Raw genomic sequence first — 23,909 nt, 5'->3', positions numbered from 1 at the left:
TAGGGCAGAGGTGGAAGTGCAGCAATGCATGGAGCTGACTGTTACTAATCGGTCGAGGGCTTGACCTGAACACTTAGAGAAGCCAGGCCAAAAGGCAGAAAACAGGCAGGTGAGACGCAAGTCGAGCCGGAACTGGTAAAAGGCAAATCTAAGTATTACGGAAAAGTGTTGCAAAGTGAAAAAAAGAGATGTAAAATCGTATATGTAGTTTTGAAGGTACAATAATGTTCTTCAGGATTGGCCCAGTGGCTCAGTTGGTTAGAGCGCCGCCCTGTCACGGCGGAGGTCGAGAGTTCGAGTCTCTTCTGGGTCGTTTGATTTACTATTTATTTGTTTATGGGATCTTAGCTCAGCTGGGAGAGCATCTGCCTTACAAGCAGAGGGTCATAGGTTCGAGCCCTATAGGTCCCATTTTAAACGTTGTTTTGGACACGCTGATAGCGTGGCGCTATTGCTTTAAGCAATTCGCCGATGTGGCTCAATTGGCAGAGCAGCTGATTTGTAATCAGCAGGTTATCGGTTCGAGTCCGATCATCGGCTTTATGGATGGATTCCCGAGTGGCCAAAGGGGGCAGACTGTAAATCTGTTGGCACCGCCTTCGAAGGTTCGAATCCTTCTCCATCCATTAGGATTATTCAATCCAATATCTAATTTAATATCGCGGGGTGGAGCAGTCTGGAAGCTCGTCGGGCTCATAACCCGAAGGTCACAGGTTCAAATCCTGTCCCCGCTACTCTATGCCCAGATAGCTCACGCACTGAACACTTGATGAAGCGAAGCTGAATCTAGTGAGAAGGCGGTTCTTGTGAATGGAATGAACAAGGACTACAGAGCCGGCTGAGCAAAAATTTAATATTTATGTATATGTGCCCAGATAGCTCAGTTGGTAGAGCAGAGGACTGAAAATCCTCGTGTCGCTGGTTCGATTCCGGCTCTGGGCATTGAAACACAATTAAATAAGGGTGTGTAGCTCAGTTGGTAGAGCACTTGACTTTTAATCAAGTTGTCCGGGGTTCGAACCCCCGCACGCTCATGATTGAAAACCGGATATAATGTATATCCGGTTTTTTTATGTCCATATCTCCCTGCATGTTATTTTTATTTTATTCATCTTTCGGTATCTCCGTATTTTTTATTCCATGTGTTCGTGATTTTATTTTTTACTGATCAATTTTATAGGTGTATATGATAAATCATTTCTAGTTACAGCAATTAAGTGATATGTTTTCACAATATTGTTAATAGTAACAAAAGGTATAACAAATTATAATGATAGAAAATGATCGTGAGTGTTTTAACTGTTTATAGAAGGGTCTGGTGGAAAATAGATGCTGCTGGATATGAAAAATATAAATATAGCGTTTTTAGGCAATCAGATATTGTATGATGTGAACTTAAATATTTCTTATGGCGAGGTAAAAGGTCTGATTGGGCCCAATGGATCCGGGAAATCCACAATAGTAAATATTTTATCTGGTGTATATCCACCGGATGATGGGGATATCTATATTGATGGGGATAAGTTTAGTGGATATTCCCCGGAGATTGTGTTAAACAAGGGGATTTTTACCCTTTACCAGGAACCTAGTCTTATTCCGGAAATGAGTATAACAGATAATTTATTTGCAGGCAATTATCTAAAAAAGCTTGGCATTTTTTGCAATGATAAAAAAATGAGAAAGAAGGCGGAAGAGGTTTTAACTTATTTTGGGCTTCCTATCTCTCCGGACGAAAAAGTAAGAAACCTCTCAAAGTGTGAAAAAGAGATTATTGCTGTAGCAAAGGCTTTTTTAAAGCGGGCCAAATTATATATTATGGACGAACCTACCGCGGGTATGACATGTCAGGAACAGCAAGTGGTGCTTCAGCTGGTAAGAAATCTTAAAAAGAGCGGATCCTCTGTTATATATGTGACGCACCGAATGGAGGAGATTCGGGAAATCTGTGATTCGCTCTGTATTATGAGAGACGGAAGAGTAATATTGGACGAGAGTATGGAACATGTGACGGACAGATGTATTCAGAACCTAATGGAAGTAACCAAAATGAATACCGGGTATGTAAGCAGGAGTATGTTATCTGATACCATTGCTCTGGAAGTATCACATTTGTCGAAGAGCGGTGCCTATGATGATATCAGCTTTCGCCTTCATGAGGGCGAGATTTTGGGAATTGCAGGGGCAATGGGTTCTGGAAGAACTGCTCTCCTGAAAACTTTGTTTGGCGCTATTAAGCCGGACAGAGGTATGATATTTGTAAAACAGAAGAAAATAGATTTTATGAGTGTTTATGATGCCATAGAACAGAATATTGGATATATGCCTGATGATCGACTGGAGTCGGGGATTATTCCGGATTTGTCAGTATTAGACAATACCGTTTTAACGGAAGTAAATAAGAAGAGGTCTTTCTTAAAAAACAGTAAAAAAGAGATTGAATCATTCATAAAGTTTGTTGTCCAGCCAGGTTACTATTTATCTAATCCAAGCCAGGCAATTAAATATGCCAGCGGGGGAAATCAGCAGAAGACAATATTTTTTAGATGGATTGTTTCGGAATCCAGTATTTTACTCCTTGACGAGCCGACAAAGGGAATAGATATTGCGTCTAAAAATGAAATGTATCAGCTGATATTAGAAAAGGCACAGGAAGGGGTATCATTTATTATCAGTTCCTCAGATTATAAAGAATTGCAAAGGTTATGTACGAAAGTTTTGGTATTAAAACATGGTGTTTTAGAAGAACATACATTTTCTGCAAACGATTTACTTACAATGGGGTGAAAAAGTTTGGGAAATTCCTATTTTATAGAACGTCCAATGCTTTTAAAAATATGTAAAAATAAGGATATAGGAGTATCGGATGATACGGCAGGTTTAGACAATCAGATGTTATATCTTGTCTACCGCAACAGTATCCAGATACTTATTGAAGATGAACTGGTAACCCTGTTTGAGGGACAGGTGCTTTTATCCAAAGCAGATACTTCCAGAAAAGTAATCCAGATGAATTCCGGATATTTTCAGCTATTATTCAGTGAGGCGGTTACATTTAAAGGTAAGTTAAGCGGGGAAATTTTCATTGACAGCGGGGTGTATCAAGTATTTGAAATTTCTGAGGATCTTGAGATCTGTAAGTTTTTGTGTGAGAGAATGCTGATAGAAATTGAGGATGAGAATATTTCCAGAGAATTGGCTGATACTTTATTGGAAGGAATTTTGTCCATACTCTGTAAGACGCTGAGTAGTAAAAGCAGTATCCAAAGAGACTTTATTGCTATTACAAAAGAATATATAGAGAAACATTACAAAGAAAATCTAAGCCTTTCAGAGCTTGCGGACCATGTAAATGTAAGTGTATATCATTTGTCACATATGTTTAAGGAAGAGGTGGGAATATCTCCTATACAGTATGCAATCTTCTGCAGAATGGAGTACGCAAAAAAGCAATTGAGGGAAACATCATGTTCCGTTCAAAAAATAGCGGTGGAACTTGGTTATGAAAATCCGAATTATTTTAACCTGCTTTTTAAAAAGACTGTGGGAATAAGCCCCGGAACCTATAGAAAAGAGTGGAAAAGACGATAATTACAGAGTGCAGAGTAGATAACAGAGATGTTATTTATTCTGTTTTTTTATTTTAATTTAAAGATGACAATATAAATAAGAATTATAAGCTCTAGCAAGAAAGTTATATAATTTGCACAAAAATATATCATAAAAACAAAAATATAATATAATTTGCACAATAATATTAATAGTTTTACATAAGTATTTGGGATATTATGGGTAATATAAAGAAGGATCATGATTCTTGCTATAAAAAAAAGGAGGAAGTATATGTTTAAGTACAGTTATGATGCCCTGGTTTATTATGGTGAAAAAGCAAAAGACAGTATTGAGAGGTGTGCGAGGTATGGATATGATGCCATTGAGCTATGTGGGGAACCGGAGTATTACGATGTAAAAGAGGTAAATCAGTTGTGCAGGGACAATAAGATTAAAGTGTCTTCGATCTGTTCTGTTTACAATGAAGACAGAGATCTGGCACACCCGGATCCCGGAATGAGAGAACAGGCTCTTGAGTATGTAAAGAAGGTGGTAGACTTTGCTGCATCTATCGACTGCCAAATGGTAATAGCTAATCCAACTGCATGCTGTAAAACAGTACCTCTGGCTCCCTATGAAGATGAATATAAATGGGGTGTGGAAGGAATTATTAAGGGTGCTGAGTATGCAGCCAGGGCAGGTGTTAATCTTTGTCTGGAATGCTGGAACCGGTATGAGACGTATATGCTGAACCGTCTGGAGCAGGCAATGGATATGCTGAAAGATGTAAAGATGGATAATGTAGGCGTTATGGGAGATTTGTTTCACATGAATATTGATGAGGCTGATATTGCGCAGGCCATCCGGGATTGCGGCAGCAAGCTGACACATATTCATTTTGCAGATTCTAACAGGGCTGCGCCTTCCAAAGGGCACCTTGATTTTGCTCCTATAATGAAAGCGCTGCAGGATATTAAGTATCAGGGGTACATTACCTTTGAACTTCTGCCGGCAGGGGCGGACCCATTTGGAACATTAAAAGCCGGCGGTGGAAAAGAATTTTTTGATGAGTATACTGAGCTGGCTATCAAACACATAAAAGCCATTGAGCAAACTCTCTAAATAAGGTGTGGTGGGTATGGAGGTTATACTAAAGCATATTACAAAGTCCTTTTCAGGTACAAAGGCATTGGATGATGTAGAGCTGCACCTGAAGGGCGGGGAAATAAATTGCCTGGTAGGAGAAAATGGAGCGGGAAAATCTACGGTCATTAAAGTACTCGCCGGTGCACATATGCCGGATTCAGGGGAGATCCGTATCGATGGACAGGTAACTGTTTTGAGAAACCCCAGAGAATCCCAGATGAATAAGATTGCCGTCATTCATCAAGAGCTTTTATTAGTACCGGAGGTAAGTGTAGCAGAAAATATATTTTTAGGTGACTGGCCCAAGGGAAAGACCCGTTTTTTGGACCGGAAAGGGATGAATGAGAGGGCATCCGGTATACTTGCCAGGATCGGAGCCAATATAAATCCTAGGAGCATTGTATCTTCCCTCTCCACAGGAGAACAGCAGCTGGTCGAGATAGCGAAGGCACTCTCTAAGGATATAAAAGTACTGATATTGGATGAACCCACAGCTTCCCTGTCAGAGGTGGATGCCAATAATCTGCTCAGAATTGTTAAAGAACTAAAAAATCAGGGAATAGCTGTCCTCTATGTATCCCACCGTCTGGAAGAGGTTTTTGCAATAGCAGATAAGATAACAGTATTCCGTGACGGAAAATATATTGGCTGTGTGCCAGGCCAGGATGCCACGAAGGACGAGATTGTTAAGATGATGGTAGGAAGAGAAGCCGGGAACATTGAGGTCAGGCATCGGGTGAAACAAAAAGGGAAAAAAGTTCTGGAGGTAAAGCATCTGACCAGCCGGGGAATGTTTAAAGATATTTCCTTTGATTTATATGAAGGAGAGGTTGTGGGACTGGCTGGTCTGGTGGGAGCCGGACGAACGGAAATAGTACGGGCACTGTACGGCGCAGATGCCTATGACAGCGGAGAAATATTGGTGAATGGAGAACGCAGGAATTTTCATCACCCTGCAGATGCTATTAGGGAAGGAATTTCCCTGGTGCCGGAGGACAGGAAGACTCAGGGTCTGGTCTTGGGACAGTCTGTGGAGCATAACATACAGCTGGGAATACTGAAAAAAATCAGCAGTTATGGGATGGTACAGAGAAAGCAGGGGAGAGCGGTTGTCGAGGATTACAGGAACAAGCTCAGAATTAAAACAGTTTCTGTGGAAACCGATGTCAATTCATTGAGCGGCGGCAATCAGCAAAAGGTAGTATTGGCCAGAAGTCTGGCCATGGATCCCAGAATATTGTTTCTTGACGAACCAACTCGAGGCGTTGATGTGGGCGCAAGAGAAGAGATTCACAAATTAATTGATGAGGCGGTCAAAAATCGTCTGGCAGTATTGCTGGTATCTTCAGACATTCTGGAACTTCTTGCTCTAAGTGATCGCATTGTGGTTTTGCGGGAAGGACAGATAGCGGGGAAATTCAATGACCATAAGGTTTCAAAGGAGGAGGTGATTAAACTTGCAGCAAATTAAAACAAAATCAGGACAGCTAGGACAGATTCTGGATAAAATGGGGCTGTTTCTTGTGTTGTTGGTATTTATTATTGTAATGTCTGTTTTGACTCCCAGTTTTCTCACATGGAATAACCTGAGAAACCTGCTGATTCAGTCTACTATACTTTGTACGCTGTCTCTCGGGGTAACTTTTGTAATTATTACCGGAGGGATTGATCTGTCCGTAGGATCCGTGGAAGCGGTAGCTTCGGCAATAGGAATGGCTCTGATTGTAAAGACAGGTTTCCCGCCATTTGTAGGTGTTTTAGTTATGCTTGCAGTGGGAATTGCATTTGGTATCATCAATGGTTCTCTGGTAACACAATTTAGGATTCCTCCGATGATTGTTACGCTTGCCACTATGAGTATTGCCCGGGGTATTGTACTGGTGTTTACTAACAGTGCAAACATAGGACCTGTGCCGAGAGCTTTTACGGTGCTTACTTCTTCTTACGTAATTGGGATTCCCCTGATTGTTTGGGTAGTGGTAATCTTCTGTATAATAGCCTGGATCTGTCTCTCGAAGACTGCATTTGGGAGATCTATATATGCAGTGGGAGGCAGTGAACTGGCGGCAAAGCTGGCAGGTATCCGGACAAAGCGTATTATCATTATGGCCTATATGATCTCAGGTCTGTGTGCAGCCATTGCCGGTCTTCTTTTAACGATCCGGCTGGAATCCGCGGGCCCCAATGCCGGTGACGGTGTGGAAATGAATGCCATTGCCGCAGTAGTAGTGGGTGGCACAAGCCTGTCGGGCGGACGGGGCACCGTTATGGGTACTGTCTTAGGTGTTATTTTGATTTCTCTTGTCTCAAATGCGGTTAATCTATTGGGAGTTCCCCCTGCGTGGGATAAGATTGTAAAAGGTGTAGTTATTATTATTGCGGCCTTACTGGATGCAAACAGAAACAGAATTGGGAAACGCTCCAGATAAGGGACCAGTGTGAAGGAGGATTTTTATGGTAAAGAAAAGAATACTCAGCGTTATGATGGCAGTTTTACTTGTTGCAGTGCTTGCCGCTGGATGCGGAAAGAATGACAGTGCAGAGGAGACAGAAAATAAGGAGGCAACAGATACAGCAGCAGAACAGGAACCGGAAAAGAAAGATACATATAAGATATCTGCACTGCTGTACAGCCGCGGATTTGAATTTATGGTGGCGTTGGATCAGGGGATCCAGGATAAATGCAAAGAGTATGGGATTGAGGTAGAAGTGTTGGATGGAAACTCTGACAGTTCGACACAGATTACACAGATTGAAGACAGTATCACAAAAGGTGTTGATGCTATTTTGCTGGCTCCAAATAATTCGGAGGAACTGGTAGCAGGCGTAAAAAAAGCTAACGATGCAGGGGTTCCTGTTGTAGTTCTGGATGGGAATGTGGCAGAGGGATGTGAGGTGTTGGCGTCCTGTACCTTTGACAATAAAGCCGGCGGAAAAATGGCTGCCGAACATCTTATGGAAATTGCAGAGCCATGCAGTGTGCTGGAATGTACCGGTGCAACAGGCGCTTACCATGCAGTGCGGCGGGGCGGAGGCTTTGAGGATGAGATGGCCACTAACAGCAGCTACAAAGTAATTGCCAATGACTGTAACTGGGATGCGGAGACAGCCCAGAATGCTACTGTTGATATTTTATCCTCTAACAGCGAAGTTAACGCGGTGTTTACCCATAACGGAGAGATGGTCAGAGGTGTCATTGCGGGATTAAAGCAGATAAACCAATTAAAGAAAGTAGGGGAAGAAGGACATGTTCCCGTTGTTTGTATTGACGGAACACCGGCAGAGCTGGATTATATCCGGGATGGATATCTGGACGCCACTGTGGAACAGAATCCTTTTGATATGGGTGCTTTGGCAGTTGATGTGGCTTATAAGTATCTGAATGGAGAGGATGAGAATCCTGAAAAGGAACAGTATGTATATCCCAGACTCATTACCAGCGATAATGTAGAAGATCCGGAAAACTGGGCAAATCAGATCAAGTAGTTTTATATACATAAAGAAGGGTCGAAGATCATGAAGAGAAAACTTAAGGTAATACAGATAGGAACCGGAAGCTGGGGATTCAGCTGGGTAGAAAAGGCACTTCAGTCTCCCTGGGTGGAATTGGCGGGGCTGGTAGATATGAAACAGGAAATGCTGGATTACGCAGTGAATACCTATCATCTGGATCCCTCTATTTGCTTTCTGACATTAAAGGAAGCTGTCAAGCATGTTGAGGCAGACGCTGCCTTTGTAGTAGTTCCTCCGGCTTTTCATAAGGAGGTTGCTGTTGAGGCTTTGGAGTGCGGACTGCACTGTCTGGTAGAGAAACCTCTGGCTGAAGAGATGGAGGATGCGCTTAAGATGGTGCTGGCGGCCGAAAAAGCAGGAAAAAAATTAATGATCAGCCAGAATTACAGGTTTAAAAGGGCTCCCCAGACAGTAAAGCAAATAGTGGAAAAAGGATTTGTGGGGGAAATTGGAAGTGTATTTATAAACTTTCAAAAAGCGCCTCATTTTACAGGATTTCGCACAGAAATGTTTGAACCTCTGATTCAAGATATGAGTATTCATCATTTTGATCAGATTCGTGGGATTCTGGGATTGAACCCTGTAAGAATCAAAGCACACTCCTGGAATACCAGCTGGAGCTGGTTTAAGGGAAATCCTGCAGCCAGTGTTATTTTTGAAATGGAAAACGGCGCTGTTGTCTCCTATAACGGCAACTGGGTTTCCCAGGGATGGGAGACTACATGGGACGGTGACTGGAGGATTCAGGGCAGCGAAGGGGAGATTCACTGGCATAATAATCAGGTAATACTGCATCCTTCCGATCTTTTTGTCTCTGTATTCCAGGACGGAGCTGTGGAGAAAAACGGGGATCTTGTGTTTGATCTGGCTGCTATGGAGGAAGAGGAAAGAATGGCCTCTATTGCAGAATTTGCAGCGGCCATTGCAGAGAACAGAGAACCTGAGACAAATGGAAGGGATAATCTTTATAGCCTTGCCATGGTTCTGGGCGCAAAATATGCGGCAAAGACCGGAGAGAGTGTGGAGGTTGCGGATTTATTAGATCCCCGGCATTTTAGTAAATATTCTCATATAGACGATTAGTTTGACGGATGTCTCCTGCGCCTCCCCGCTGTTTTCGGAGGGCAGGGGCAGTCCCGGGAGGTAAAGGATATGATAAAAATTGGTGTAGCCGGATGCGGGAAGATCGCTCAGGTGCGTCATCTTCCGGAATATGCAGACCGGAAAGAGGTAGTGATCGCAGGGGTTTATGACCTGAACTATGAAAGGGCCTGTGAAGTGGCATCCCGGTATGAAGCCACAGCGTACAAAGATTTTCAGGACTTGCTGAGGGATCCGTCTATTGATGCAGTAAGTATCTGCGTGGCAAATGCATTTCACTGCGATATGACGGTGGAGGCACTCAGGGCGGGAAAGCATGTGCTTTGTGAGAAGCCTATGGCAATTACCCTGGAGCAATGTGAAAAAATGGTACAGACGGCCAGGGAGACCGGCAAATTTCTCATGATTGGCCATAATCAGAGACTGGCCAGGGCTCATGCAAAAGCCAGGGAACTGGTACAGGCAGGGGAGATTGGAAGCATTATTACGTTCCAGACAAATTTTCAGCACAGCGGTCCGGAGACCTGGACCATTGACAGCAGCCAGATTTGGTTTTTTGATAAAAAGAAAGCGGCTTTCGGTGCAATGGCAGATTTGGGGATTCATAAGACGGATCTGATCCAGTTTCTTACGGGACAGAGGGTACATGAGGTGATGGCTTATGTGGGAACTCTAGACAAACGGGACAAGGAGGGCAATTTCATCGGTGTGGATGACAATGCCGTTTGTATCTATCAGATGGATGGAGGCTGTGTGGGGATTATGAAGGCCAGCTGGACCTGTTACGGACAGGAGGATAATCACACCGTGCTGTACGGGACTGAGGGAGTGATGCATATTTACGAGGATCCCCGGTATTCCATAGTCATAGAATATAAGGACGGGACTCGTACCCTGTACGAGGCAGATGAAATTCAGACCAATGATCATCAGACCAAATCAGGAATTATAGATCTCTGGGTAGATTGTCTAGTTAACAATCAGGAACCTGCCATATCCGGGGAGGAGGCACTTTCTGCTATGAAAGCAGTTTTTGCGGCAATGGAGTCAGCCCGGACAGGAAAAAAGGTTACCGTAGAATAGGAGGTAAATAGTATGAGTCGTCCAATTACGCTGGCTTCCGGGCAGTTTGGAGATATGTCATTAGAAGCCTTATGCAGTTTGGCAGAATCTATTGGCTATGAAGGGTTAGAATTAGCCACTCATGCGCATTTTAATGTACAGAGAGCCCTGGAAGAAAAGGGTTATGTAGAGTATGTACAGGCAACCCTAAAAGAGCATCATCTTTCTTGTTATGCAATCTCTGCTCATCTGACAGGGCAGTGTGTGGGAGATGTGTGGGATCCGCGGCTGGATAATTTTGCGCCCTCCAGTATCTCAGGACAGCCGGATAAGATCAGGGAATGGGCAGTAGAGGAAATGAAACGCACGGTAAAAGCTGCCCATCTTATGGGGGTTCAGGTAATTACCTGCTTTACAGGATCCCCTTTGTGGGCCTGGTGGTATTCATATCCTCAGACAACAAAAGAAATGATAGAGCAGGGGTATCAGAGGATTTATGATCTCTGGTCTCCTATATTTGACGTCTTTGATGAATACGGAATTAAGTTTGCACTTGAGGTACACCCCACAGAAATTGCCTTTGATTATTATACAACAGAAGCACTCCTTGATACATTCAGACGCAGACCGACCCTGGGGATTAACTATGATCCCAGCCATCTGGTGTGGCAGGGAGTGAACGAGCTGACTTATCTGCGGGATTTTTCCGACAGAATCTATCATGTGCACATCAAAGATGTAAAGCTGAACCAGAACGAGAGGGCCGGAATCCTGGGATCTCATCTGGAGTTTGGAGATACCAGAAGAAAGTGGAACTTTGTATCCGTAGGACACGGGGATGTGGACTTTGACGGAATTATCAGGGAACTGAATCAAATGGGGTATGAGGGACCGCTGTCTGTGGAATGGGAGGACTCCGGAATGGAACGGGAAACAGGAGCCAGGGAATCCTATGCATATATCCGGAAGATGAATTTTTCACCCTCCGGCATTGCCTTTGACGCGGCGCTGAAAACAGAATAAGGAGGATGCTATGTACCGGTATAGTATGACCCAGTGGATTGTGGGAAACGAAAAGATAGAATATAGTTTTGAGAGACTGAAAAAATACGGTTATGACGGCATAGAATTTGCCGCAGAGCCATATACCACGGATCAGGATAAGATGGTTGATTTACTGGAAGAGTATGGTTTAATTTGTACCTCCCTGTGCGGAATCTTTCCGGAAGACAGGGATTTAACCTCAGGGGAACCCGGGGAGGCAGAAAAGGCGGTCCAGTATATAAAAGATAATGTGGATTTTGCAAAAAAGGTGGGAGCCCCGTATATGATTGTGGTGCCCTCTCCGGTGGGAAGAACGGAACCACTCCCCGGACGCTCCTATGAGACGGCCTGGGCCAATGCTGTGTCTAATGTACGAAAAGCGGCAGATTATGCACAGACCCAGGGAATACGCCTGGCTGTCGAGGCCATTAACAGATATGAAACGTATCTGGTAAATACACTTTCCAAGGCGTTGGCATTTGTCCGTGAGGTGAATCATCCCGCAGTGGGGATTATGGCCGACATGTTTCATATGAGTCTGGAAGAAAATAATATAGGAGCCAGCCTTCGGATGATAGCTCCGTATCTTATGCATGTGCATATTGCGGATAATACCCGGGAGGCGGCAGGTCTGGGGAGCACGGACTTTAAGGAGATGTTTTATGTTCTGAAGGATATCGGTTACGAGGGGCCTATAACTATGGAGTTTATGCCCAGGCTGGCGAACCCTTATGCCTCCGGTGATATGGAAACGCAGTCGAAATTAATGGATCAGTATGCAAAGCAGGCAATCTGCTATATGAAAACATTGGAAACAAGCATAAGATAAAAAAATCGGGAGTCTGCAGAGTGTTTGCAGTTCTCCCGGTTTTTTCTTAATCTACAGGGGATCCTTAGCAATGGACTGCAGTACTTTCAGAGCCGCCCGATCATCGTCTGTGAATGCAAAATGTTCATTAATTGCTTTTTGGGCCAGTTCCAGATCCCTGGTTTTTATTGCCTCATACAATTCGTTGTGTTCCTGCTGCAGCAGATCCTTAGGATAGGCATCTTCTATTATCTTAGATACAAGAGATATATTCTGGTAGTAGAGTTTAGACAGAGCGTTTAAAAGAAATACAAACATGCTGTTTCCGGAAGCCTCTATAATTTTGGAATGAAACTGCCGATCCCAGCCAGTCCGTTCCTTTGATGTGGCACTGGAATTGTAATGCTCAATAATTTCTCCAAGCTCATGGATAATATCGTCATTGCCCTGTTCAATAATATTTCTGATGGATTCAGACTCTATGCACCTTCTTAACTGAATCAAATCTTCGATTTTTCCATTATTAAGTGTGTACAGGAGTGAAAGGTTATTGGTCGTCCGTTCCTGTACCTTATTTACAATAAAATTGCCTCCCCCCTGCCGGCTTTCACAGATGCCGATCACCTCCAGGGCTTTTAGCGCCTCCCGCACAGAGGTGCGGCTTACACCAAATTTTTCAGAGAGTTCTTTTTCTGTGGGCAGCCGTTCTCCCACGGTAAGCTCACCGTTTATAATCATATCCTTAATCTGTTCTACAATGTATTCATAATTCTTTTTATTTCCAATGTGATTAAACATGACATCCTCCAATTTGTGCATCTCTTACATGATACCGGGTAAAAAGTAAAAGATAGTGTGTCGTATTTTGTATAATTGTTATAATTTTACCATATTATACAGAATTAATAAAGCATTAGTGCTAAAGGAGTTAAAAAGTTAACGATGAAAAATGCACAATAAATATTGACATGCAAAAGTTTCTGTGGTAGTTTATAACCATAATAAATTTGTATGACAATATTACAATAACATAATATTAACAATAAAGAAAGGGAGAAAGTAATAAATATATACAAAAGCATCAATTGTAATTTGGCATGCAAATAAACGGTGGAACCAGGCGGTAAAAAGAAAGGAGTTATGGGATGAATAGCAGAGCAAAACGTTACATTGCAATTACTGCGTTGGGGTTGGTATATGGCACTATGTTTAACCTGCCTTATATCAAGTATGTATTCTATGATGCCATGATTGATGGAATGGGGGTAAGCAATACAAAGCTAGGACTTCTTTTAACTGTTTACACCATAGTCAGCACGGCAGGACTGCTTCCGGGAGGGTGGATTGCCGATCGGTTTAAGACAAAAGGGATTATTGTAGGAAGCGCATTTTTAAACGGAATTATCTGTATTTTCTTTATGTTTACCATGAAAAACTATGCATGTGCCATGATTACTTGGATCGTATCTGCCATAGCAGGGGTTACTGCTTTCTGGGCGGCTATATTAAAGGCGGTACGCCTGATATCACCAGAGGATGAACAGGGAAGAGCCTACGGTTTCTGGGAAGGGGTCTGCGGCCTGTCGGCAACAATCGGCAATTTTGTAGCCTTGTATGTATTTTCCAGATTTGACAATTCTACAGCAGCCCTGAAAGGGGCAGTGGCAAGTATGGGTGTGATGTGCATCATAGGGGGACTTCTGGTATGGTGGCTCTACGATGAGAATATGACATCTACAGATGAAAGAGGAGAGGAGAGAAAGACAGTAAGTATTAAAGAAACATTTGCTGTCTTTAAACTGCCGAAGCTTTATCTGAGCTGTATCATTGTCTTCTGCAGTTACGGATTCTTCAGCAGCCAGTCCTTTTTAACTCCTTACTTCACCAATGTTTTAGGTGCCGCAGTGACCTTCAGCGGCGTACTTGCAATCTTCAGAAGCTACGGGCTGAAGATACTGGGAGGTCCTGTAGGAGGTGTGATAGCGGATAAGCTGCACTCTCCGTCGAAGCTGGCAATCGGCTGCTACATTATTATGGCAGCAGTGGTAATCTACATAGCGAACGCGTCGGGGGGAAGTGAACTCATCACTATACTTACCGTATTATCCCTCATACTTGCAACTGTATGTTTTATGGCAAGGGGGACTATGTGGGCAACCATTGCAGAGGCAGAGATTCCTCCGGAGATATCAGGGACGGCCATTTCCGTTGCCTCTATCATCGGATTTAATATACCCGATACTTTCCTGCCTCCGCTGCTGGGCAGCTGGCTGGACAAATACGGGAACACGGGATATCAGTACATCTTTTACTTTTTGATTGGATTGTGTGTAATTGGGGTCATTGCCGCATTGTCACTGATATTTGCCAATAAAAGGACAGCTGCAAAAAGAATTTCAGCAAATTAATCTATAGAGTTTACCGGAAAGGGAGGATATTATGCAAAAACTGAAACTGAACATTGAACGCTGCAAAGGATGCGGGTACTGCGTAGATGCCTGCAAACAAAAAGCCTTGTCACAGCCGGGACAGCTGAACAAAAAGGGCTACAGTATTGTAGTGGCAGACGAGGAGAAATGTATTCAATGCGGAATGTGCTACCGTATGTGTCCGGACTGTGTGTTTGAGATTTTGGAATAAGGAGGGGAAAAAATGGCAGCAGAAAAAGTCATGATGAAAGGAAACGAAGCATTGGCAGAAGCCGCGCTTAGGGCGGGCTGCAGATTTTACAGCGGATATCCCATAACTCCCCAGACAGAGATCCTGGAATATCTGTCCTGGAGAATGGAAGAGGTCGGCGGTGAATTTGTGCAGACAGAATCAGAACTGGCAGGAATTAATATGCTCTACGGGGCAACGGCAGCCGGGGCCAGAGTACTTACCAGCTCAGCTGGTCCGGGATTTGCGCTGAAGCAGGAGGGGATCTCCTATCTGTGCGCTGCGGATTTGCCCGCTGTCCTGATCGATGTTATGAGAATAGGAAACGGGCTGGGTGATATTGCACAGGGGCAGGGAGATTACTGGCAGCTTACCAGGGGCGGAGGAAACGGAGACTACAGAACCATAGTCCTTGCGCCCAACAGCGTGCAGGAGAGTGCGGACCTGATTTATGAAGCCTTTGATCTGGCGGAAAAATATCTGCATCCGGTTATTATTGGATCCGATGCGGCCATTGGCCAGATGATGGAGGCAGTGACCTTTCCGGAGATGAAGGAACACAACATTGATAAGTTTGACTGGACTGTGAAAGGGTGCAAACCCGGGGATACCCAGAGAATTATATCTAATGTCTGCTTCTATGGACATCCGGACTATGAGGAATATCTGAGAGAAAAATACAGGAAAATTGAGGAGAATGAACAGCGCTGGGAGAGCATGCAGACGGAAGACGCGGAGATTATCCTGGTAGCCTACGGCATCTCCTCCAGAGTTGCCAAGGAAGCAGTCCGCAACGGAAGAAAACAGGGGTTAAAGCTGGGTCTTATCCGTCCCATTACTTTATGGCCCTATCCGGTTCAGGCATTCCAGAATTTATCGGATCACTTTAAAGGATTTATCAGTGTGGAGATGAATATTCTGGGCCAGATGGTGGATGACATTAAGCTGGCCACAGACGCAAAATATCCAATTGAATTCTATGGTACTTTCTTTGATGTACCTGAGAGTGAACGAATCATTGAAATCGCAAAGACAATGGCAGAAAGATAGGGGGTTATGTCAGTGAAATTAAAAGCACCGGAAACAGTTACTTTTAGACCAACCTCATTCTGTCCCGGATGCGGTCATGGGATCGCAGCCAGGCTGATAGGGGATATTATAGATGAGATGGGACTGCAGCAGGATTTTATTCCCACCGTGGATGTGGCGTGCGGAGCGCTGAATATGGATACCTGGCGTTTTGATACCGTTATGGCTGCACACGGCAGACCCGTTGTGGTGGCGATCGGAGTGAAAAAAGTCCGCAAGGATAAACTTTCAGTGGCTTATATCGGGGATGGGGCAGCCTATGCCATAGGTATGGCTGAGACGATGCACGCCGCATTGAGAAATGACAATGTCGTTGTAATTGTTATGAATAACGGAGTATTTGGAATGACAGGCGGTCAGATGGCGCCTACTACCTTGATTGGACAGAAGACAACATCTTCCCCGAAGGGAAGAGATCCCAAAAAGCAGGGGGAACCTTTTGATGTCGTAAAAGCCCTGGGAGAGTTTGATATTGCATATTTGGCGAGGGCGTCCCTGGACTGTCCGGCATCGGTCAATAAGGCCAAAAAATACATAAAGAAGGCATTTGAAAAACAGATGAATAACGAGGGATTCTGTCTGGTTGAAATTCTTGCCCCATGCCCCACAAACTGGGGGCTGTCACCGGTAGACAGCCTGAAGCATATCCGTGAAAAGACGCTTTCCTACTATAAGCTGGGAGAATTCGTAGATAAGAAAGGAGAAGAAAAATGACAGAAATTATTTGTGCGGGATTCGGCGGTCAGGGTGTGCTGATCACCGGGATGATTCTGGCCTACTGCGGTATGCAGGAGGGAAAATATTTTACCTGGTATCCTTCTTATGGCTCGGAGATGCGGGGAGGAACAGCCAACTGCAATGTGAAGATAAGTGAGGAAGAGATTGCCAGCCCATATGCAAAACATTTGGATATTCTTGTATCTATGAATGATGTGGCGATTAATAAGTTTGAACCTACTATGAAGCCGGGGGCGGTTTTGATGGCCAATAGTTCTCTTCTGGCAGAGGACAGAGTGTTCAGAGATGATATCAGGGTTGTAAAAGTCCCGGCTACGGAGATCGCTGCCAGGCTGGATAATCCAAAGGGAACCAATATTGTAATGCTTGGTGCACTTTGCAAGGCTACGGGGCTGTTTGAGGAAGAATTTATGAAACGTTCAATAGATGAATATTTTGCTAAAAAAGGCAAAGTTAATCCTAAGAATGCTCTGTGCTTTGATGAAGGATTCAAGGCAGTTTCATAGAAAGTAGGTGCTGAGATGGATTTGAATAAGCTGCTGAAAGCCAAATCACTTGCGGTGGTAGGCGCCAGTGAAAAGCCGGGGTTCGGGGGAGATACCTGCAGGAATATCCTGGAGTACAGGAAGGATTTGAGCAGAGTGTATTTTGTAAACCCTGGCAGAGAAATGGTGCTGGGAAGAAAATGCTACAAAAGTCTTTCGGAGATTGACGATGAGGTAGAACTGGTAATTATCTGCACCTCACAGGCCACAGTATGCGGCCTGCTGAGGGAGGCGAAAACCAAAGGCTGCGGGGGAGCGGTCGTCTTTGCCAGCGGCTACAGTGAAACCGGAGATGAAAAAGGAAAGGCTGCGGAAGAAGAGCTGAAGTCTCTGGCAAAGGAGCTGGACATTGCTGTTTTGGGTCCAAATTGTGGAGGATTTAACAATTATGTGGATGACGTAATTTCTTTTGCATTTCCTGTGGAAAAGAGAGACAGAAAAGGAAGCATCGGGTTCATATCCCAGAGCGGACAGTTTTGCATTAACCTTATGGACAGCAGTGAGATGAGATTTTCTTATGCAATTTCTATAGGAAATGGAAAGATTGTAACCTTGGAAGACTATCTGGACTTTTTGGTTGAGGATGAACATACTAAGGTCATCGCAGTCTATATGGAAGGCGTCCAGGATGCGGAACGTTTCGCTTCCTGTCTGCGTAAGGCGGCCCAAAAGAAAAAGCCCGTCATTATTCAAAAAGGCGGAAAAAGCGAAAAGGGCGGCAAGATTGCGGCATCTCATACAGGAGCTCTTGCAGGATCCGACAGGGCCTATGATGCGGTATTTGACAAGTTTGGCGTAATCAGGGCAGATGATATGCAGGAGATGATGTCAACGGCCCTGCTGTTATCCACCTTAAAAAATCTTCCGGAAAAGGCTGCATTTGCATCCATGAATATATCCGGGGGGGAGACCGCCATCTGTGCGGACATGGGCAGTACTTTTGGAATCAACTATCCGGATTTTGAGGAAAGTACCCTTACAAAGTTAAAATCCATGCTTCCCTCCTTCTGTACACCGGGAAATCCTCTGGATATGACGGCAGCCCTCTGTTATGACAGTGACTTATATGCAGAGGGGCTGAAGGTGGTCATGGACGATCCCAATATTGAGATGGTCCTCATAGGAATTACCATACAGTTAGTAGTGGCAGATCCAACCATATACAATATTTATCACGGGGTAAAGAAGGTTGTGGATCAGGGGTATAAAAAACCCATTGCTATACTGCCCTTTATTGAGGGAACGCGAAACCGGGATGTTGCGGAGAAATTCAGAGAGATTGGAGTCCCCATTCTTCCCAGCCCAAAGTATGCTTTTTCGGCTCTGAGTCATCTTTCTAACTATATAGGGTATGACAGCAGCAAACGGGAGCTTTCTCTGGCTGTGCCCAAAAAAGCAACTGCAGGGAAGAAACGGGCATTAAGTGAGGTAAAAAGTAAACAGATGCTTAAAGAAAATGGGATATCTCTGGATCTCGGAGTAATCGTTACAAGCAGAGAGGATGCCCTGGAAAAGGCAAAGCACTTCACCTATCCGGTGGTCATGAAGATAGAATCTGACGATATTCTCCACAAATCTGATGTTGGAGGCGTGATCCTGAATATTAAAAGTGAAGACGAGATAGGGAAGGCATATGATACGATTTTGGAAAATGTAAAGAGCAGGATGCCGGAAGCTAAGATTAACGGAATTCTGATGCAGAACATGATGCCTCAGGGGACTGAGCTGATTCTTGGGGTAAAAAGAGATGCACAATTCGGACCTATGCTGCTGGCCGGCCTGGGAGGCGTATTCGTGGAAGTGTTCGGTGACAGCTCTCTGTACCCCATACCTCTGAATAAAAACGAAGCATATGAGATGCTGAAGTCCCTGAAATCGTATAAAATGCTCACCGGATACAGAGGCACACCGCCCAGAGATATAGATGCCGTAGTGGAAATGATGGTTGCCATATCAGAATTTGCCCGGAAGAACAAAGACAGACTCTGCGAGCTGGATATAAATCCTCTGTTCGTGTACGGGGAAGGTGCCGGAGTTGGTGTGGCAGATGCATTAGTAGTGCTGGAAGAGTAAAGCTTCCTGCGGATGGAGGTGCTGGCCTTTGAAGGGGATTGATATCTGTTTTGTAGTAATTTATATGGCAATGATGCTGGGTATTGGGATTTATACGTCACGGAAGCAAAGCAGCATGGAGACATATTATGTGGCAGGCAGGAAGCTGGGCACGTTTTCCATCGCCTGTCTCTGGATCTCCTGCTGGATAGGGGGCGCCTCGGTAATAGGAACCTCTACAAAGGCTTATGATATGGGGATTACTGCCATATGGTATGTGGGAATACTGGCTGTGGGCTGCGGCTTGTTTTCTCTGGTATTTTCAAAAAAAGTAAAGCAAATAGGGGATCATCTTGAAAATCTGACCTATCCGGACTTTATTGAGAGCAGGTATGATCACAGGTGCAGATTCGTATCTACCATCTGTACCCTGATTGGGATGATTGGAGTAACAGCATCACAGCTTGTGGCCAGCGGAGTGATCCTGAACACAATTACAGGGTGGGGAAATGGGATTTCTTTTACAGTGGCAGCTATAGTTCTGATCTTATACACTGCATTGGGTGGATATCTTGCGGTAACCTATACGGACTGGGTTCAGGTAGGGCTCTTAATGCTGGGAGTTATCTTAGCAGTCCCCTTTGCTGCAAACGCAATTGGCGGAGCAGGTGAGATCCGGACCCTGCCGGAAAGCTATTTTGATGTTGGGGCCTGGGGATGGCCTACTATTATAGCCTTTGCCCTCTCCACCCTGCTTTCCTTTTTTACCACTATGGACAGCTATACCAGATGTATGGCTGCCAAGGATGCTAATACAGCAAGAAAAGGCGGCTTTATCGCTGCCTTGTGTATCCTCCCTATTGCACTCTGTGCTACGTATGAAGGTCTGGCAGCTAAAGTTTTAATTCCGGATCTTCCCGCAGGAAGTAACTCTCTGATTCAATTAATATTGATGACATTTCCCAGCGGAATCAAGGGGCTGGTGATTACGGGAATATTTGCTGCTATTATGTCCTCTGCGGATATTGCAATCTTAACAGCGTCGGCAAATGTGACCAGGGATATCTACCAAAGATACATCAACCCAAAGGCTTCCGATAAAAGAATTGTACGTCTCGGAACCATTAGTTCTCTCATTATAGGATGCATCAGTCTGTTATTTGCATGGCTGAATCCTGATATTATGGATATACTGCTGATTACGTTTACTTTTTTATCGGCGGGACTCTTTATTCCTACATTCTTTGGGTTTTTCTGGAAGCGCGGAAGTATCAGTGCAGCCTTTTACAGCATGACCTTCTCTCTGTTAACCGTAATCGTATGGTATATGGGACGGTCAATGGGATGGGGTTCTATTTTTAATATAGATGCTTTATGGCCGGGCCTGGGAGTATCAGCCGTTTTGTTTTTTGCCATATCTGTGCTGAGAGGCCAGAAAGCAGAGGAAAGGGAAAAGATTCAACATTTTTTATCTTAATAAATGACGGAAAGGAAGGAAGTCTATGAAAATCATAATTGCAGAATATCCGGAATCCGCGGACCGGGATCTCAGTATAGAGAAAGAGGTATTTCCTGAGGATGCAGTGCTGGAGCTGGCTGTGTATACTCCGGAGACAGAGGACGCCTTTATTGAACAGTGCAGGGATGCGGATGCCATCCTGGTTGGATATGTAGGAATTAACAGGAGAATTATTGACGGACTGGAAAAATGTAAGGTTATCTCTGTTCAGGCGACCGGATGGAACTATGTGGACTGGGAATACGCCAGGGAGAAGGGAATTGCAGTCTGCGCTATAGGGGAGTACTGTACACAGGAAGTTGCGGATCACGCCATTATGCTTATGCTGGCACTGCTGAAAGGCCTGAAAACGTATGAGAGAAGTGTTCAGACAGACAGACAATGGATTTATAACGCGAAGCCCGGAGTAAAACGCATCGAAGGGCTTAAGCTGGGAATTGCAGGATACGGGAAGATTGGAAGGGCTGTTGCAAAAAGGGCACAAAGTTTTGGAATGGAGATACTGGCTTACGATCCCTATATACCTGATGAGGCCATCCGGGAGATGGGAGCAGAGCCTGTGACAATGGATGAGCTGCTGGAACAAAGTGATGTAATCACTATTCATATGAATCTGACCGGAGAAAATCAGGGAATGTTTGACCTGGAAAAGTTCAAGAAGATGAAGCGCAGCCCAATCCTCCTGAATGTGGCCAGAGGAGGTGCGGTAAAAGAAGAGGATCTGGTGTATGCGCTGGATCACGGACTGGTGAGCGGTGCGGGGCTGGATGTACTCTCTTCTGAGACTCCGGATATGAATACGTGTCCCCTGGCGGGAAGGGAAAATGTCATTATCACCCCCCACAGTGCGTTTTATTCTACTACCACAGAATATCTGTTGTATAAGATTCCTGCGGAAAATGTACTTCGTTGTCTGGAGGGAAAATATAAAGAGGCGAACAGAGTAGTAAATGGGGTTGGATTAGAGTAAGGAACGTTGGAAGGGATGCCTGTTTTCCGGAGAGATCTCCGATGTGAGCGGGTATCCTTTTTATTGCCCCAAAATGAGGTTTACAGTAAATGCCCAGTTGAATAATATCTGACGGAAGGATATAATAATTCTAGCAAATAATTTAATATGATGAAGGGAATATTCTGTTATGGAAGCAGTACAAAAAGGGAAAAAGGAACAGTTTGCCTCAGACACTTCAGCAAGGACGGCAAAGGATTGGGCCAAGGCATTGCTGATTCTCCTCATTGGCCTTACAGTGGCCCATCTGGGGGTGACACTCTTTCTTCTGTCGGAGCTGGGAACGGACACATTCACTGTATTTATCCAGGGGCTTGCCAGGAATGTCCATCTGACGGTGGGAACGGTACATGTAATTGTTCTGTGCATTTTAATGATCTTCATGGCGGTGACAACCAAAGGGTACATAAAGCCCGGCACAATTCTGTGTGCCTTCTGCGGGGGGCCTATTATTGATTTGTTCATGTGGGTATTTCAGGATTTTATTAATGGGAATGCATCTATGGGAATCCGTGTGGTCAGTATGGTTGCAGGATGTATTATTCTATCCGCGGGAATGTCCATTGTCATCAACAGCAATGCGGGTACGGGACCAAATGATCTGGTGGCTATCATTTTATCGGATAAGATTGCGTCCGTACAGTTCCGTTGGGTTCGGGTTGGATGTGACTTGTTTTTTGTAACATTGGGGTATATTCTGGGGGGAACCGTGGGAGTCGGAACCATAGCGGCAGTTTTCCTGACAGGACCCCTTGTGCAGTTCTGGCTGCCCAGAACGAAAAAGCTTCTGCCTGTATGCTGATGAAAAGGAGGCGCTCCTATTAGAACCGGTGATTTACGTATATGGAAGAAACTTACACCTATCTTTATCTCAGAATTTGCATCTATCTTTTACTGTATCGTATTTACCCCTCTGGGGTATATTCTGAAGGATTTTCCGGGACAGGAAAAAACGGTATATTTAATGGTTACTCTCCCCGGGATTGCAGCTATGATTGGGGGATTTGCTTCTGCCGGCCTTATACAGAGAATGAGCAGCAAATCTTTAGTTGTGGGTTCTATTATTATGACAATTGTGGGAGGATTCCTCATACGATTTACCGGGATCCGCAGTTTGCCTGTCTGTATTGCAGGCTCTGCTCTGACAGGCTTTGCGTCAGGGGTAATCCCTTCCGCAAATTTAGCAGCTCTGGCGGAGATTGCCCCCGGGAATCTGAGAGATAAGGTGTGCGGCTGGACCTGCGTATGCAGTAATCTGGGATTTATTGTGTGCAATACCATAGCCGGTTACAGTGCAGCAGGTGGGAACTGGGCGAGGGCATTCAATGCTACTTTTGTGCTTCTTCCTGTATTGTTTGCCGCTATTATCTGGTATCCCTCAGGAAAAAGGAGTATCCCCAAAGCAGAGGCGGACAGAGACGCCAGGAAACGTACTGTCATCCAAAATGGGGAGAGGATGCCAAAATGTATTATCGGCCTGATTGTTGTTAAGTTTCTGTCTGCTATGTTTTACATGTCACTGGGACTGAATGCATCAAGCTACATTATCAATGAACTGGGTACAGGAACCTCTGCTCTTGTGGGCAATGTAACTACCGTGAATAAAGTGGTAGGACTCCTTGTCACTATGTTTTTGTTTTTGTGGCTGAAAGCTTTTAAAGGTGCAAGTACAGCGGCAGCAGGCATAGTGATGGGAGTCTGTACACTTACCGTTGCTCTGGTTCCCGGTACCGTTGGATTTGTAGCAGGTTATAGTTTGTTAAATTTGGGGGTAAATGCGTACCATGCAGCCCAGGGAACTGTAGTGGCTATGACACCTAAAGGTAAGTACGTGGGCATTGCCTCGGGAATGTTTATCGGCGCTACTTACTGCGGGGAGGCGTTGTGCGCCTATGTGGCGCCGTGGACGGGTAAACTTCTCTTTGGGTCAGATCTGCCCTCGGCGGCTATAAAAGCCGGAGGGATTTTCTGTATTCTGTTTGGTTTGATTAGCTATCCGTTTTTTAGGGAAGCATATAAAAAGGCTTTTCCCGGAAGGTAAAGTGAAAGGATGCCGCACCATATGAAAATGGGGGC

The 23,909-nt window shown here is 44.6% G+C and carries 21 protein-coding genes and 7 tRNA genes; 27 read left to right on the top strand and 1 reads right to left on the bottom strand.

Annotated features, from left to right (window positions below; translation table 11 throughout):
* Positions 1–239 precede the first annotated feature (239 nt).
* The 17 genes from GKG41_RS18140 (at position 240) to GKG41_RS18060 (ending at position 12,244) form a co-directional block, all read left to right on the top strand.
* Positions 240–313: transfer RNA gene (locus GKG41_RS18140), tRNA-Asp, on the top strand.
* Positions 314–338: 25 nt separating this feature from the next.
* Positions 339–411, top strand: a tRNA-Val gene (locus GKG41_RS18135).
* A 56-nt stretch (positions 412–467) separates the two neighbouring features.
* Positions 468–540 (top strand) — tRNA-Thr (locus GKG41_RS18130).
* Between the two features lie 4 nt (positions 541–544).
* Positions 545–626: transfer RNA gene (locus GKG41_RS18125), tRNA-Tyr, on the top strand.
* Positions 627–660: 34 nt separating this feature from the next.
* Positions 661–734: transfer RNA gene (locus tag GKG41_RS18120), tRNA-Met, on the top strand.
* Between the two features lie 135 nt (positions 735–869).
* A tRNA-Phe gene (locus GKG41_RS18115) sits at positions 870–942 on the top strand.
* 19 nt (positions 943–961) lie between these two features.
* Positions 962–1,034, top strand: a tRNA-Lys gene (locus tag GKG41_RS18110).
* A gap of 295 nt (positions 1,035–1,329) precedes the next feature.
* Complete coding sequence (locus GKG41_RS18105; RefSeq protein WP_154261228.1) at positions 1,330–2,784, top strand: sugar ABC transporter ATP-binding protein; 1,455 nt, start codon at positions 1,330–1,332, stop codon at positions 2,782–2,784.
* A 6-nt stretch (positions 2,785–2,790) separates the two neighbouring features.
* A complete protein-coding gene (locus tag GKG41_RS18100) occupies positions 2,791–3,588 on the top strand; it encodes an AraC family transcriptional regulator (RefSeq protein WP_154261227.1) in 798 nt (265 codons plus the stop codon).
* A gap of 252 nt (positions 3,589–3,840) precedes the next feature.
* Positions 3,841–4,671, top strand: a complete 831-nt coding sequence (locus GKG41_RS18095) for a sugar phosphate isomerase/epimerase family protein (protein WP_154261225.1) — start codon at positions 3,841–3,843, stop codon at positions 4,669–4,671.
* A 16-nt stretch (positions 4,672–4,687) separates the two neighbouring features.
* On the top strand, positions 4,688–6,166 hold the full coding sequence (locus GKG41_RS18090) for a sugar ABC transporter ATP-binding protein (RefSeq protein ID WP_154261223.1): 1,479 nt from the start codon (positions 4,688–4,690) through the stop codon (positions 6,164–6,166).
* Positions 6,153–7,124, top strand: a complete 972-nt coding sequence (locus GKG41_RS18085; protein ID WP_154261222.1) for an ABC transporter permease — start codon at positions 6,153–6,155, stop codon at positions 7,122–7,124. Before GKG41_RS18090 ends, GKG41_RS18085 begins: the two co-directional genes overlap by 14 nt.
* A gap of 25 nt (positions 7,125–7,149) precedes the next feature.
* Positions 7,150–8,181, top strand: a complete 1,032-nt coding sequence (locus tag GKG41_RS18080) for a sugar ABC transporter substrate-binding protein (RefSeq protein ID WP_154261220.1) — start codon at positions 7,150–7,152, stop codon at positions 8,179–8,181.
* A gap of 30 nt (positions 8,182–8,211) precedes the next feature.
* A complete protein-coding gene (locus tag GKG41_RS18075) occupies positions 8,212–9,291 on the top strand; it encodes a Gfo/Idh/MocA family oxidoreductase (RefSeq protein ID WP_154261218.1) in 1,080 nt (359 codons plus the stop codon).
* 69 nt (positions 9,292–9,360) lie between these two features.
* Entirely contained in the window at positions 9,361–10,392 is a 1,032-nt protein-coding gene (locus GKG41_RS18070) for a Gfo/Idh/MocA family oxidoreductase (protein ID WP_154261216.1), read from the top strand.
* Positions 10,393–10,404: 12 nt separating this feature from the next.
* Positions 10,405–11,394: a sugar phosphate isomerase/epimerase family protein gene (locus tag GKG41_RS18065; RefSeq protein WP_154261214.1), complete on the top strand. Its 990-nt coding sequence runs from the start codon at positions 10,405–10,407 to the stop codon at positions 11,392–11,394.
* A 10-nt stretch (positions 11,395–11,404) separates the two neighbouring features.
* Entirely contained in the window at positions 11,405–12,244 is an 840-nt protein-coding gene (locus GKG41_RS18060) for a sugar phosphate isomerase/epimerase family protein (protein ID WP_154261212.1), read from the top strand.
* Between the two features lie 51 nt (positions 12,245–12,295).
* Here the strand turns inward: GKG41_RS18060 and GKG41_RS18055 are convergent, their stop codons facing one another.
* On the bottom strand, positions 12,296–13,021 hold the full coding sequence (locus GKG41_RS18055; protein WP_173015641.1) for a FadR/GntR family transcriptional regulator: 726 nt from the start codon (positions 13,019–13,021) through the stop codon (positions 12,296–12,298).
* Positions 13,022–13,368: 347 nt separating this feature from the next.
* Between GKG41_RS18055 and GKG41_RS18050 the strand changes: the two genes are divergently transcribed.
* The 10 genes from GKG41_RS18050 to GKG41_RS18005 all read left to right on the top strand — a co-directional run bounded on the left by GKG41_RS18050 (position 13,369) and on the right by GKG41_RS18005 (position 23,874).
* Positions 13,369–14,631 carry an MFS transporter gene (locus GKG41_RS18050; protein ID WP_154261208.1) on the top strand — a complete coding sequence of 421 codons (1,263 nt, stop codon included), beginning with the start codon at positions 13,369–13,371 and terminating at the stop codon, positions 14,629–14,631.
* 31 nt (positions 14,632–14,662) lie between these two features.
* Positions 14,663–14,863: a 4Fe-4S binding protein gene (locus GKG41_RS18045; protein WP_072853180.1), complete on the top strand. Its 201-nt coding sequence runs from the start codon at positions 14,663–14,665 to the stop codon at positions 14,861–14,863.
* Between the two features lie 12 nt (positions 14,864–14,875).
* Complete coding sequence (gene vorB / locus GKG41_RS18040) at positions 14,876–15,931, top strand: 3-methyl-2-oxobutanoate dehydrogenase subunit VorB (RefSeq protein ID WP_154261206.1); 1,056 nt, start codon at positions 14,876–14,878, stop codon at positions 15,929–15,931.
* A 12-nt stretch (positions 15,932–15,943) separates the two neighbouring features.
* Positions 15,944–16,684: a thiamine pyrophosphate-dependent enzyme gene (locus tag GKG41_RS18035; RefSeq protein ID WP_347563359.1), complete on the top strand. Its 741-nt coding sequence runs from the start codon at positions 15,944–15,946 to the stop codon at positions 16,682–16,684.
* A complete protein-coding gene (locus tag GKG41_RS18030; protein WP_072853186.1) occupies positions 16,681–17,214 on the top strand; it encodes a 2-oxoacid:acceptor oxidoreductase family protein in 534 nt (177 codons plus the stop codon). The genes GKG41_RS18035 and GKG41_RS18030 overlap by 4 nt, the downstream gene beginning before the upstream one ends.
* A 15-nt stretch (positions 17,215–17,229) precedes the next feature.
* Positions 17,230–19,326 carry an acetate--CoA ligase family protein gene (locus GKG41_RS18025; RefSeq protein WP_154261202.1) on the top strand — a complete coding sequence of 699 codons (2,097 nt, stop codon included), beginning with the start codon at positions 17,230–17,232 and terminating at the stop codon, positions 19,324–19,326.
* A 28-nt stretch (positions 19,327–19,354) separates the two neighbouring features.
* Positions 19,355–20,782, top strand: a complete 1,428-nt coding sequence (locus tag GKG41_RS18020; RefSeq protein WP_154261200.1) for a sodium:solute symporter family protein — start codon at positions 19,355–19,357, stop codon at positions 20,780–20,782.
* 25 nt (positions 20,783–20,807) lie between these two features.
* A complete protein-coding gene (locus tag GKG41_RS18015; protein ID WP_154261198.1) occupies positions 20,808–21,794 on the top strand; it encodes a C-terminal binding protein in 987 nt (328 codons plus the stop codon).
* 169 nt (positions 21,795–21,963) lie between these two features.
* Positions 21,964–22,635 carry a hypothetical protein gene (locus tag GKG41_RS18010; protein WP_154261196.1) on the top strand — a complete coding sequence of 224 codons (672 nt, stop codon included), beginning with the start codon at positions 21,964–21,966 and terminating at the stop codon, positions 22,633–22,635.
* Positions 22,636–22,653: 18 nt separating this feature from the next.
* Complete coding sequence (locus GKG41_RS18005) at positions 22,654–23,874, top strand: MFS transporter (protein ID WP_347563360.1); 1,221 nt, start codon at positions 22,654–22,656, stop codon at positions 23,872–23,874.
* Positions 23,875–23,909 lie beyond the last annotated feature (35 nt).

Source organism: Lactonifactor sp. BIOML-A5 (assembly GCF_009677585.1).
Lineage (GTDB): Bacteria > Bacillota > Clostridia > Lachnospirales > Lachnospiraceae > Lactonifactor.
The sequence above is the reverse complement of the archived record's forward strand: the minus strand, read 5'-3'. Positions and strand labels throughout refer to the sequence as shown.

What these genes read in the sequence shown, in the direction of transcription:
- GKG41_RS18105 (WP_154261228.1), top strand. Translation starts at nt 1,330, where the DNA reads ATGCTGCTGGATATGAAAAATATAAATATAGCGTTTTTAGGCAATCAG.
- GKG41_RS18095 (WP_154261225.1), top strand. Translation starts at nt 3,841, where the DNA reads ATGTTTAAGTACAGTTATGATGCCCTGGTTTATTATGGTGAAAAAGCA.
- GKG41_RS18090 (WP_154261223.1), top strand. Translation starts at nt 4,688, where the DNA reads ATGGAGGTTATACTAAAGCATATTACAAAGTCCTTTTCAGGTACAAAG.
- GKG41_RS18080 (WP_154261220.1), top strand. Translation starts at nt 7,150, where the DNA reads ATGGTAAAGAAAAGAATACTCAGCGTTATGATGGCAGTTTTACTTGTT.
- GKG41_RS18075 (WP_154261218.1), top strand. Translation starts at nt 8,212, where the DNA reads ATGAAGAGAAAACTTAAGGTAATACAGATAGGAACCGGAAGCTGGGGA.
- GKG41_RS18070 (WP_154261216.1), top strand. Translation starts at nt 9,361, where the DNA reads ATGATAAAAATTGGTGTAGCCGGATGCGGGAAGATCGCTCAGGTGCGT.
- GKG41_RS18065 (WP_154261214.1), top strand. Translation starts at nt 10,405, where the DNA reads ATGAGTCGTCCAATTACGCTGGCTTCCGGGCAGTTTGGAGATATGTCA.
- GKG41_RS18060 (WP_154261212.1), top strand. Translation starts at nt 11,405, where the DNA reads ATGTACCGGTATAGTATGACCCAGTGGATTGTGGGAAACGAAAAGATA.
- GKG41_RS18055 (WP_173015641.1), bottom strand. Translation starts at nt 13,021, where the DNA reads ATGTTTAATCACATTGGAAATAAAAAGAATTATGAATACATTGTAGAA.
- GKG41_RS18050 (WP_154261208.1), top strand. Translation starts at nt 13,369, where the DNA reads ATGAATAGCAGAGCAAAACGTTACATTGCAATTACTGCGTTGGGGTTG.
- GKG41_RS18045 (WP_072853180.1), top strand. Translation starts at nt 14,663, where the DNA reads ATGCAAAAACTGAAACTGAACATTGAACGCTGCAAAGGATGCGGGTAC.
- vorB (WP_154261206.1), top strand. Translation starts at nt 14,876, where the DNA reads ATGGCAGCAGAAAAAGTCATGATGAAAGGAAACGAAGCATTGGCAGAA.
- GKG41_RS18030 (WP_072853186.1), top strand. Translation starts at nt 16,681, where the DNA reads ATGACAGAAATTATTTGTGCGGGATTCGGCGGTCAGGGTGTGCTGATC.
- GKG41_RS18025 (WP_154261202.1), top strand. Translation starts at nt 17,230, where the DNA reads ATGGATTTGAATAAGCTGCTGAAAGCCAAATCACTTGCGGTGGTAGGC.
- GKG41_RS18015 (WP_154261198.1), top strand. Translation starts at nt 20,808, where the DNA reads ATGAAAATCATAATTGCAGAATATCCGGAATCCGCGGACCGGGATCTC.
- GKG41_RS18010 (WP_154261196.1), top strand. Translation starts at nt 21,964, where the DNA reads ATGGAAGCAGTACAAAAAGGGAAAAAGGAACAGTTTGCCTCAGACACT.